General features: G+C 62.4%; 10 protein-coding genes. 7 read left to right on the forward strand and 3 right to left on the reverse strand.

The features are described from left to right. Window positions 1–291: 291 nt before the first annotated feature. Window positions 292–867, forward strand: coding sequence for a YdhK family protein (locus CETAM_RS13295; RefSeq protein ID WP_156229531.1), 576 nt, complete (start codon window positions 292–294; stop codon window positions 865–867). Window positions 868–1250: 383 nt separating this feature from the next. Here CETAM_RS13295 and CETAM_RS13300 read toward each other — a convergent pair whose 3' ends face one another. From CETAM_RS13300 to CETAM_RS13310, 3 genes are all read right to left on the reverse strand, one after another. After that, window positions 1251–2078, reverse strand: coding sequence for a class I SAM-dependent methyltransferase (locus CETAM_RS13300; protein ID WP_330221215.1), 828 nt, complete (start codon window positions 2076–2078; stop codon window positions 1251–1253). Between the two features lie 311 nt (window positions 2079–2389). Next, window positions 2390–2695 carry a hypothetical protein gene (locus CETAM_RS13305; RefSeq protein ID WP_156229533.1) on the reverse strand — a complete coding sequence of 102 codons (306 nt, stop codon included), beginning with the start codon at window positions 2693–2695 and terminating at the stop codon, window positions 2390–2392. A gap of 274 nt (window positions 2696–2969) precedes the next feature. Next, window positions 2970–3425 carry a hypothetical protein gene (locus CETAM_RS13310; RefSeq protein WP_156229534.1) on the reverse strand — a complete coding sequence of 152 codons (456 nt, stop codon included), beginning with the start codon at window positions 3423–3425 and terminating at the stop codon, window positions 2970–2972. Between the two features lie 265 nt (window positions 3426–3690). On the opposite strand from CETAM_RS13310, the gene mobF reads away from it, so the two are divergent. The 6 genes from mobF (at window position 3691) to CETAM_RS13335 (ending at window position 11640) form a co-directional block, all read left to right on the forward strand. After that, the gene (gene mobF / locus CETAM_RS13315; RefSeq protein ID WP_156229535.1) at window positions 3691–7704 is read left to right on the forward strand and encodes a MobF family relaxase; all 4014 of its coding nucleotides are present in this window, start codon (window positions 3691–3693) and stop codon (window positions 7702–7704) included. A gap of 54 nt (window positions 7705–7758) precedes the next feature. Then, window positions 7759–8007, forward strand: coding sequence for a helix-turn-helix domain-containing protein (locus CETAM_RS13320; RefSeq protein WP_156229536.1), 249 nt, complete (start codon window positions 7759–7761; stop codon window positions 8005–8007). 417 nt (window positions 8008–8424) lie between these two features. Beyond that, window positions 8425–9015: a ParA family protein gene (locus CETAM_RS13325; protein ID WP_156229537.1), complete on the forward strand. Its 591-nt coding sequence runs from the start codon at window positions 8425–8427 to the stop codon at window positions 9013–9015. A 131-nt stretch (window positions 9016–9146) separates the two neighbouring features. Continuing rightward, the gene (locus tag CETAM_RS13985; RefSeq protein WP_259428668.1) at window positions 9147–9269 is read left to right on the forward strand and encodes a hypothetical protein; all 123 of its coding nucleotides are present in this window, start codon (window positions 9147–9149) and stop codon (window positions 9267–9269) included. Window positions 9270–9728: 459 nt separating this feature from the next. Beyond that, window positions 9729–10661: a replication protein RepA gene (locus CETAM_RS13330; RefSeq protein ID WP_156229538.1), complete on the forward strand. Its 933-nt coding sequence runs from the start codon at window positions 9729–9731 to the stop codon at window positions 10659–10661. An 802-nt stretch (window positions 10662–11463) separates the two neighbouring features. Further along, the gene (locus CETAM_RS13335) at window positions 11464–11640 is read left to right on the forward strand and encodes a ribbon-helix-helix domain-containing protein (protein WP_156229539.1); all 177 of its coding nucleotides are present in this window, start codon (window positions 11464–11466) and stop codon (window positions 11638–11640) included. Window positions 11641–11702 lie beyond the last annotated feature (62 nt).

Below are 11702 nucleotides of genomic sequence, written 5' to 3' on the forward strand. Positions count from 1 at the left end.
CGGTGGGAATCACGGGGTTAAATCATGAAGATTTCATGAAGAAACCCCTTCTCCGCCCCGCGGCTTAAAGCCGCTAGGAAGTCCCTGGGTAACGTGGCCAGTGCCCGGGCAGTAGCTGCGTCGAGTGGGCCGGCCACAGGCTCCCCAGAGCCGGACGCTGTCCTACCCCAGGCCTTACCCCAGTGGCACCTATCGAGCCGGAGGAGTGACAAGCCACGACGCTAGTGAACAGCACCATCCCTTTCTGACTCTCAGCTTCTGCACCAACCAAGAAACCTAGAAAGCATTATCGTGAAACGCACCATTGCTCTAGCCGCCCTCACCCTCACCTCTACCCTGGTACTGGCCGCCTGCGCGGACGACACCGCATCCGACGCACCCGAGACCCCAACCACCCAGTCCTCCGCGGAGGCTGGCATGGACGCAGAAGGTCATGACCATCCGGCTGATGGTGGGCAACCCCCGGCAGGGATCGTAGCGGAGGAGAATCCGACCTACCCGGTGGGCACCGAGGTCATCCTCACCGCCGATCACATGCCGGGCATGGAGGGGGCCACCGCGACGGTCTCCGGGGCGTTTGACACCACCACCTACTCCGTCAGCTACACCCCCACCACCGGTGGCGGCCCGATCACCGACCACCGGTGGGTGGTCCACGAGGAGCTCGTCGACCCGGGTGCGGCTCCGCTGCCGGAGGGGGCCGCGGTCATCCTCGACGCCGAGCACATGACGGGGATGCATGGGGCGGAGGCCACCATCGACTATTCCACTGATGAGACGGTGTACATGGTGGATCTCACCGTCGACGGGATGACCATGACCAACCACAAGTGGGTCACCGAAAGCGAGATCTCCCCGGCGGAGTAAGACCCACCAACCGCAACCTAAACACCCAGGGGCCTCAACTATCTAGTTGAGGTCCCTGGGTGTTTGTGTCTTGGGTTTCTCCCCTAGGGTGAGGTGGTCCTTGTCGTGGGTGAGCATCTTCCGGGCCAGCCGGTAGGCGTGGGCGTTGCCTCCCTGGCGGACGACGTCACCGACGAGTCGGGAGCGTTCCCACCGGTGACTCTGCCGGTGGCGGGGGTGTTTGCTTGGTGGCGGCCGATCTTCACGGCGTGGCGGATGTTCTCTGATTTGCTGGCCAGCCATAGACATCGGGAGGCGAGATGGCCTCGCACCAGATCCCGCACCGGTCATCGTTACCGCTGATGACCTGGACTTATTAGTTACATCTCTTCTTCTCGGAACAGCTAGGTACTGTGCCCAGAGTTACCGGGGTTGTGGTCGGCGATACTCGGCTTCTGCACTACGAACCGCAGGACCAGGCCCCCGCGCGTGGAGCGAAGTCGAAGCGGTTCCAGACCAACTTGTTTCAGGGCGGATTCGAAGGCGGCGGCCTCGAAGAGGCGGTGCGGGGAGCCGTCGACCCGGTGAAGCCAATTCGCCACGCGCGAGGAGAGCAAGTCGTATCCCACAAACAACCCGCCCGGGCGCAGGACCCGAGTCACCTCAGCCACCGCCTGCTCCCATTCGACCACGTGATGGAGCATGAGAAAGCTCAACACCATGTCGAAGGATTCGTCGGCAAAGGGCAGGGCAGTGGCATCGGCCTGACGTGTCTCAATGGGGAGTTCTGCGAGGGATCGCTGGGCAGCCTGGACCATGGCGGGATCCACGTCGGTCGTCGTGAGGTTCACCTGACCGTGGGAGTGGATGATTGCTTCAGCCATCGCTCCGCTGCCGCCCCCGATCTCCAGAACGCCTCCAGTGAGGGACCAGCCCTGCGTCGACCAGGGAACCATCTTTGGGGACAGAAGACGCCACAGCGCACTGCGGCAGAACAAAGCTTCTACAGTTGACATCCGGGGCATGGCTTCCTCGTATCTACGGGGCGGGCTGAGCACGAACCAGTTTTCCGAGCGGCAACACCACATCGCACTCGGCTGCCCTGGCTCTCTCAACGGGACACCGTGTCGCCGATGGCAATCGGCGCAGCAGCTCGCATCGCCGCGCGAGCGGCCAGGTTTCCCGACCCGTCCGGAGTAAGGCACCTCCGCTGGCCCTGGGTAGTTGAGCATCAGGTGGTGGCTGCGTGGGTCGCCAGGTGTCCAGCAACCTCCCTGGTTCCGTGTGAACCGGGGGTCAGGAAGGCCGTGGGAAAATTCACGGGTCGGATCGTTCTCGCTTCGACACGGATGCGAGTGCAAGGCGGTGCATGCGGTGAGAAAATCACCCTAGTATCTCCACGGCCTCTACGGGCGTGCGAGATCGTCCTGGACGTTCTAGTGGGTGCGACGGCCGGAAGCACCCACCAAGATCAGTGATCAGAACCCAACACAAACAACGAGCCACAATCTCTTGGTCGTGGCTCACGTTTTTCTGCTGTTTGTCACCATAACCCGGGTTGCTCATTCGGTGTGTGGGAACCACCCTGCGCCGATCGCACAGCGTCGTCGTTCCAGCCGTCAAGGACTGCTTGACGTACCCGGTAGGAGCGCTGTGCGCGGTGGTGGCTGGCGACGACTTCGCGGTTGGAGGAGTGCCGGCCGAGGGCCACGGCCCGGGCAAGGTTGGTGGCCTGGGTGGTCAGCCGCAGGTGCCCATCGCCGACCCGGACGCACAGGGGTTCGCAGCAGAAATGTTCACCGACAAGGTCGGCGGGCAGCTCCCCACCGTGGGCGATCATGAGGGCCACGCGGTGGGCGGAAACTGTGCGACGATGGCGGTTTTGTTGCCAGGTGAATCGGCCGTAGCCGTCGGGGGAGGAAATCGCCCCTACCCAGATCCAACACCGCTCACCCGTACCGCGGACAACCTGGCGCCAGAAGCGTTGTTGGGCCCGCTGGGTGAGCGGCAAATCGGGGTCGGGAATGACCGGGACCCGTGAGGTTCTGACCGCAGGTGTCATTGCCCTCATGGGTGCGGGAAACAGACCGTCTTCAACCACCCGTCACCGACGCTTCATGGAGCTAATGAGCGGCAACATAATCGCCGGAGCGCGCCGACATCTCGTCGCGCTCCGCGTCGTCACTCGCGGCCTGGTCGTCGCCTGAGTCACCAGGAATCTGCGAGCCTTTCGGGTCATCAACGCCCCCAGTAGACGTCGTCAGTTCCTCGCCTTCTGCGGTCTCAGTCTCGTCGCTGGGCTCGAGGATGTCGGCGTCCTTCGCCGCCCGCATCGCTGATGAGACTTCCCGGGGAGCCAGGCCGGTGCGCTCGGCAATATCCGCGCGGTTCAACCCCATCCCGCGAAGCTCATTGAGGGCCCGGCCGAGGCGGACTTCTGCCTGATCCCTCGCATCCACAGCCATCAGTGCTTCGGTGAACAGGTCGACCTGGCGCTTGAGTTTCTCCTGATCCACCTGGACTGCCAGGCGTGCCCGCTGGCGGGCATTAAGCGATCCTTTTCTGGCCACCGCCATCATCAACCATTCCCCTACATCTCACACGCGTCGTTCGTCTTCTTTGCCTCGACCCTAGCGCACCCATCCGACACACGCCGCTGCTCCTGTCTCGCTGACACCCGCCCGTCGTCCTGTCGTCGACCAACCTCGTGCCTTCCGCGCTGCTGCAGCCACATGAACCACCACACACCTTTTGCAGATGATCTGAATTCCGGTTTCTCCCGCTCACAGACCCGCCCGCATGATCTGCTCCCCCACGCCGACAAGGCTCCGTATGATCGGGGACATGATGTCGGTGAGGGTGGTCAACGCAGGAGACGGCTACGCCTATCTCCTGGATTCGGTGGCCGCCCACGACGACACGACCAGTGCCGGTACTTCCCTGTCGGATTACTACCAGGCCACCGGCACCCCACCCGGCCGCTGGTTCGGCCGAGGCATTGACGGCCTCGGGGAAACCACCATCGGCTCCGGGGTGGTGGTAGGTGAGGCGCAGATGGCCGCGCTCTACGGCGAAGGCCTGCACCCGGACGCCGACCACCGCATGCTCCACGAGGGCGCCACGATCAAGGATGTGCAGCTGGGCAGGCGCTTCCCCATCTACACCAAAGGCGTGCCAGTCCTCGAGGCCATCAAACAGGCGGAAGCGGAGTTTCTCACGGCCCATGGGCGCCGGCCCAGCACGGAGGAACGCAACGTCATTGGTCTCGAGATCGCCCGCCCCTACTACGAAGAAGAGCAGGGTGTCGCGGGCAGTTCCCCGCGGGAAGTGTTGGCCTGGCTCAATGACGAGAAGAACAAGGTCAAACAGGCCACCTCGGGGGTGGACCTGACGTTTTCGCCGCAGAAATCCGTCTCCGTCCTCTGGGCCCTGGGTGATGATGACACCCGCCAGGCGATCGAAGACATCCACCAGGAGACCGTCAACGACTGCCTGGCGTGGATTGAGGACCATGCGCTGTTCACCCGCACCGGTGCGCGCGGGGAACGCCAGATCCGGGCCCGCGGCATGATCGCCGCGACCTTCGTCCACTACGACACGAGGGCCGGGGATCCGGACCTGCACACCCACTGTCTGATCTCCAATAAAGTCCAGGCCGATCCTGAGACTCCGGGCATGACCAAGGCGGATGCAGACAAGTGGAGAAGCATCGACGCTTCGCACCTGTTGAAGAACTCCGCCCTGGTGGGTCAGCGTTACCAGCAGCTGCTCAACCAGCGCCTCACGCAGCGCCTTGGCCTGGAGTTTCGCCCGCGCATCACCGCCGATGACAAGCAGCCGGTGTGGGAGATCGCCGGCATTGATGATGAGCTCATCGAACGCTTCTCCTCGCGGCGCACCATGGCCCGCCCGGTCTACGAGTCTTATGCCGCGGCGTACGCGACCACCCATGGGCATGCCCCCTCGGATCGGGTGCGCTACCAGTTGTGGCAGCAGGCCATCCTGGATACCCGGGATGCGAAAAAACCCGCCCAGTCCCTGGAAGATCACCGCGCCCAGTGGGCCGCCATGGCCGGCGGTAAGGTGCTCTCCGCTGCCCGGCTTGCCGCCCAGGCTCAGGCCCGGGACGTGTTCCCTCCTGCTGGCACGTCCGCCTATGAGGAAGCGGTGGAGTTGTTGGCCCATCAGGCGACCGAGGACACCCGCAGCAGACGCGCGGAATTCTACCAACGCCACCTCACCACCTCGGTCACCATGCGCATGAACCAGTGGCGCTTTGCTGACGAGGAGACGGCCGAGCAGGTGCGCCAGGACGCCACCCGTTTCGCGCTGGACCACCTCATCGTCTCGCTCACCCCACCGGCTGATCAGATGCTCCCGTCCGCGCTGCTGCACGCCGATGGCCGGGTCATCGACCAGGACCACGATGCGGTGATGCTCACCGCCAAGGCGACGCTGACTGAGGAGGCAATTGTGCTCGACGCGGTGGCGGAACCGACCGCACACATCGCCACCCGCACCAGCGTCACCAAGGCACTGTCGGAGCATGCCACCACGTCCGGGTTCGAGCTCAACGAGGGCCAGAAGCTGCTGGTCTCCCACCTGACGGAATCCGGGGCGCAGCTCACCGCCGGAGTCGGTCCTGCCGGTACCGGCAAAACCGCATCCATGGCCGTCGTCGCCCGCATCTGGCAAGCCCACGGCCACCAGGTCATCGCCCTGGCCCCCTCGGCGACCGCCGCCCAGAACCTGGCTGAGGACATCGGCACGCCCGGTCATACCCTGGCCTCACTGACCTACCGCTGGCGCGGCATGGTCGGCGACCACCCCCGCAGCCTCGACCACCTCGGCATCACCCTCAAACCCGGGGACATGCTCCTGCTCGATGAAGCCGGCATGGCCACCACCGCCGATCTCGCAGCCCTGGTGGAAATCGCCCAGGCCTCCGGTGCCGTAGTCCGTATGGTCGGTGACCCCCACCAGCTCGACGCCGTGGAAACCGGCGGACTCTTCCGCACCCTGGTCAAACGAGACCAGTCGATCGAACTCGACCAGGTCATGCGCATGGGAGCAGACACCGACCAAGCCAACGCCGGCCTGGCCATACGCCACGGTGACGCAACCGGCCTTAAGCTCTACCACTCCCGTGGCTGGGTCCACCACGGGGCACGTAGCGATATGGTCACCGCCGCCGCACACGCGCACCTCGCTGATGAGCAGGCCGGGCGCACCGGCATCCTCATCGCCTCCACCCGAGCCGATGTCGACGCCGCGAACCAGATCATCCGGGACGCCCGCTGTCAGCGCGGGCTCGTCGACACCGATGGGCCGCACGTCACCCTGGGGACCGGGCATCAGGCAGCGGCAGGGGATGTGATCCTCACCCGGAGGAATCAGACCATTGGTGGGCAGCGGGTGCTCAACGGCCACCGCTTCACCATCACCCACATCCGCCAGGACGGCTCCCTCGAGGTGACCTCACAAGAGCGCCGCCGTCCGCTGATCCTGCCGGCTCAGTATGTGGCTGAGCATGTCCAGCTCGGCTACGCCGCGACGGTGCATCGCGCCCAGGGGGTCACCGTTGATGTCACCCGTGCGGTCGTCGGATCTGAGACCGACCGACGCGGCCTGTATGTGGCCGCCACACGCGGCAAGAAGCAGAACCATATCTATGTTGCCGAGGACACCCGGATTGATCTGGACTCTGAGGACGCCCACTGGCACATGTCCGGCGAACACCACGCCCCCGACCACCACGAGATCTTGGGCTCCATCGTCGCCACCGATGACGGTCACGTCAGTGCCCATGACCTTGCCCGCGCAGAACTCACCCACGCCACCAGCCCCGAGCGCAAGAACGAGCTCCTGGCCACCGCCACCGATATGCTCACCACCTCGTGGCGTCGCACCCAGCTCGAACCCGAGGTCCGCGACCTGCTCGACGCCCTACCGGTCACACTCACCGCACCGGTGGATGAGGAGCGTGCCGTCGAGCGCATTGCCACCTCGGCGGTGCGTTTGGCTCGTCACGGTATCGACTACCGCGACCTGATCGGTGAAGCGACACAGGACCTGGAGGGCTCACGTGACGTCGGAGCGGTCATCGCCCACCGCCTCGAGTCACACCTCCCCTCTTCTGCCCCGGAGCTGGCCGCCCTGCCCCCGCGCCATATTGGCCAGGACGCCGAACTCTACAACTGGGCCACCACCACCCACGCAGAGCTGGCGGGCGACACTGTCCGCGACCTGCGACCGCTGGATACTCCCCTGCCGGAGCGCGGGGAGATCCACGGCCGGGACTTGAGCAACACGGATCTGCGCGGGATGGAGCTGACGGGCGTGAAGTTCATCGACTGTGACTTGCGTGGTGCTGCCTTCGACGACACCGACTTCCACCAGGTCAGCTTCCGGTCCTGCCAGATGCAGGGCGCGAGCTTCACCTCAGCGCGCTTCGGGGTGGGTGATGGCCCCTTCCAGGTGATTCCCCTACACAAGTGTGATCTTGAGGGGGCGGATTTCAGCGGGGCGCAGCTGGTCCGCACCCGGTTCACCATGTGCTCGCTGGCCGGTGCCCGCTTCACGGGTGCACAGATCGCCGGATATCTCCAGAGTGTGGATTTCACCGGCGTGGATTTCACCGACGCTCAGGTCAGCACTCGCATCAGCGTCGCGGACTGTGTCCTCGACGAGCACGCCCCAGAAGCCCTGCACGAAGCCCAGGGCGAGACAGTCGCCGACCGCGAGCGCGCCCGCCAGAACCGGATGAGAGATGACCTCGCCGCGCAGGACACCCCCACCGCACCCACCCACCACCAGCAGCAGGTCGTCGATCACACCCAAGGTGGTCTCGAACTGTAGCCACGCCAGCACCGGCGAGGAGACAGCTCAGCCCGGCAGGAAGGAACGGGAGGAGTGAGCACTGATGATGACCTCCTTCGCGAATTCGGCCTGAGAATGAAAGCCGCCCGCCAGGCAGCGGGCCTCTCCCAGGAAGCACTGGCCCACCTCGCGGGGCTGCACCGCACCTACGTCAGCTCGGTGGAACGCGGCGAGCGCAACATCGCACTGCTCAACATGGTCACCCTCGCCACCGTGCTCGACGTCGACGCCGGAACACTGATCGCCGGGATGGCCCGGCCACCAAAATCCAAAGACAAATAGCCGGCAACTCCCCCACCCCTGGCTGCAGCCTGGCCCAGAATTGAAGTACCCATCCAGCCCCCTTCCAGAATTGGGTTAAAAATCTATCCCCGGCCACGCCCCGTCTCGCTTCGGGCCGGTGGTTGGCAACCGCTTTTCCAGCTTTACGGCTTTACGGTTGCCGTATTTCCGGCAATGCGGTTTCGTTTCCCGCCAGGAGGGTCGTCTCGCTTCGGGCCGGTGGTTGGCAACCGCTTTTCCAGCTTTACGGCTTTACGGTTGCCGTATTTCCGGCAATGCGGTTTCGTTTCCCGCCAGGAGGGTCGTCTCGCTTCGGGCCGGTGGTTGGCAACCGCTTTTCCAGCTTTACGGCTTTACAGTTGCCGTAAAGCCGTACTCCTGTATCCTAGGGGGCACACACATAGGAGGAGGTTTTACATGCTCATCAGCGTGGTTAACGCCAAAGGCGGCGTCGGAAAAACGACGACGTCAATGTATCTTGCCGCAGCCTTTGCCGCACAGGGCAAAGACGTCAGAGTGATCGACCTTGATCGTCAGGGCACGGCCATTGATTGGGCCGAGCGGGCACAGGACGCCGGGGAACCCTTGCCCTTCAGGGTGGAAAACACCATTCCCCGCCGCCTAGAGAGAATTGCTCGACTGGCAGAACCGGAAGAGCTCATCGTGGTGGACACGCCCCCCGGCGATCCTGAAGCAATTGACGCGGCCATCGCTGCCGCAGATTTCGTCGTGGTTCCCACGCGCGCCACGAATGCGGATCTATCTCGGGTCTGGGAGCTACAGCCCTCGCTGGAGGGGAAAGCGTACGGCGTTTTGATCACGTTCGCCCGTACCGGCACTAGCTCGCTCGATATTGTCCTTCAAGCCCTCGCGGACAATGCAGTCCCCGTCTTCGATGAACTTATTCCTTTGCGCGAGAATATCCACTCAACCTTTGGCTACACTCCCGGGCCCGAATCCCATGGGTACGACGGGGTGGCCAAACAGATCCTGGAGGTTGTCGAATGAGCAGCACGAGAAACAGAGTTTCCGGCCAGGTCGGCCCTAAGAAGGCTAGCGAGAGTAATCGAACCCACCTTGCAGGGAAGAGCGTGGAAGACACCTTCCAGCCGAAAGACGACCCCGGAACACTGAAGAAGTTGACCATTCAGATCGATGTCGACCTCCACCGCCGGCTCAAGGCGATCGCCGCCCAGGAAGGCAAGACCATGCGGGAAATCGTGGAGGAACAGCTGACCGTTTACGTCACCTCCAAGAAGTAAAGTTCTCGCCAACCGTAAATCTGTAAATATGGCTTTACAGTTTCACGGTTACCGTAAAACTGTAAAGTGCTCGAACACTACGTCCACCCCATTTCTGCCGCAATCCCGTATTTACGGCCTTACGGTAACTGTAATGCTGTAAATACAGGCAACCCGTATTTACGGCCTTACGGTAACTGTAATGCTGTAAATACAGGCAACCCGTATTTACGGCCTTACGGTAACTGTAATGCTGTAAATACAGGCAACCCGTATTCGGCGGTCCATTACTTCAGCTTTCCTGAGTGGTCCGGGCGGCCAAGGTAGGTACCGTCGACGCCCGCGAGTCATCGGCCAAGTCAGCCCAGCTGGCCCCCGCCAGCATGTAGTTTGGAACCTAACGCAATAAAAGTCCGGGCGCTGCGCCAACAGCCCCGGACGTGACCCCACAGAAGAATTAGAACCCGGTTGTGAGGATTTATGGATAATCATACCCCTGCGGACACCACGGCTGCCAATACTATTGGTGACCTGATCGAACCTGCAGACCATCGAGACGTGGGCTATACCAGTCGAGTTTTTGTACAAGCCCTCTTCCCGTATCGCAGCTCCACCGACCTAATCCGCCAGGTCCAACAAGGCCCGACAAAAATCACAGTCACCGCTACCGCTGGGTTGCCCTATGGCAAGTATCCCCGGCTGGTCATGGCTTACGTCATCACCAAGGCAGTAGAGCGTGAGGGGCAGGTTAAAACTGGTTCGATGAGCGTGGAGGAAGCCCGGCGAATTCCCCTCGGAAACTCTCTCAACGCCTTCTTGCGTGCGATCGGGCTGACGACGCGGGGGAGTGGAACTGTTATTGCCCGGATTCGTGATCAAGTCGACCGCATTGCGGCTTGCTCAATCAGGGTCGAAAATGTCGCGCAGACCGCACTCTCTACCCGTAGAGCAGCTAATCCCACCGTGGATATCAGTAACTACCACGAGCTTTGGCTGTCGCCAGACCCGGATCAGCCGGCCATGAGCGAATCGTTCATCGAACTCACTGAAGAGTTCTACGGTGAGATCAACCGGGCACCAATCCCGATAGATATTTCCGTCCTCCAGCAACTCGGAAAGCCCCGAGCGATGGATATCTACACATGGCTTGCCCTCAAGAAGTTCTGGTTATCTAAGCGCAACGAACGCTCTTTTACTTTTACCTGGGAGACCCTCGAAGGTCATTTCTCTCCGGTGGAACTGACTACCTGGGTGCAGCGGCGGGATTTCCGGACCGAGATTAAAAAATGTGTCGCCTCCATTGCAGAGCTCTGGCCCGAGGTAGGAGCCGAAGTCACGGCCGAGGGCCTCCTTGTCCATCAGGGGCCTACGCCGATCCCACCGAAGCCGAGACGCAAACTCGAATTCAGGTAGCCACTGACCCCACTCCTGTGGGGTTTTCTATTTCCGCAGGTCACACTGCGTACATTTACCCTCGGTCGCAGCTCTGCTCGACTGGGGTTTTCTATTTCCGCAGGTCACACTGCGTACATTTACCCTCGGTCGATATTCTCGTGCGTACATTTACCCTCGGTCGTGCGTACATTTACCCTCGGTCGTGCGTACATTTACCCTCGGTCGTGCGTACATTTACCCTCGGTAAAATAGTTATCCACAGGCTTTGACCTGCGGTTATTTTTTATTCACCCCGTCTTCTATAACAGTATCCAGTAAAACAATATGTTCCAGGGTAAAAGGTCATCTTTTATCGCTACTGAAGGTGGAAATAACGGCCTGGATCGAGGCTGGCGCGGCGCCGCTGCGCGACGCCTTGCCCCCAAACGTCGTGGGGCATCTCTTCCATCACGGAAACCTCATCCGAGATGCGTTGAGGAGAAGGGCCATCCTCGCGGAGGACACGGTGTCTCTGGAGATGAGGGGGAGTTATGCTCCGCAGCATGACGGTGGGGGAGTGAGTCGGTTTGTCCCTAGGACGTGCCAGCAAGCATGGAGCTGGGGATCGTCCTGGAGGTCCTGGTCGTTGAAAGCAGGACCTCGCAAGCTCGGGGAGGGAGTACATCGAGGTGAGCTGGGCAAGCGAGAACGCCTGTCGACATGGAACCAGGGGCTTCTGCTGAGCTGCTCCAACCATGGTGTCCCTCGTGCCCACTGTGGTGGGCAGGGGGTGCACACCGTGTACCAGCCTGGAAGAACACCACCAGGAGGACCAGCCACGATGACAGACACCACCCACTCCCCACAGCAGCCGAGCAGGGTGGTCTCCGTCCGCCTGGACACCGCAACCATCGCCCGCCTCGACCGGCTCGCCGAGCGCACCTCGCGTAGTAGGGGGTTCTACCTCAAGGCAGCGATTCAAGCGATGCTGCCGGTAATGGGCCTCTTCACGATTTAGAGTGCGTAGTTGACCGCGGGGCGGGGTTCGGGGTGGCACAACATATAGGGGTCCTGGCCGGT

The sequence above is a fragment of the Corynebacterium comes genome, from assembly GCF_009734405.1.
Classification (GTDB): Bacteria; Actinomycetota; Actinomycetes; order Mycobacteriales; family Mycobacteriaceae; genus Corynebacterium; species Corynebacterium comes.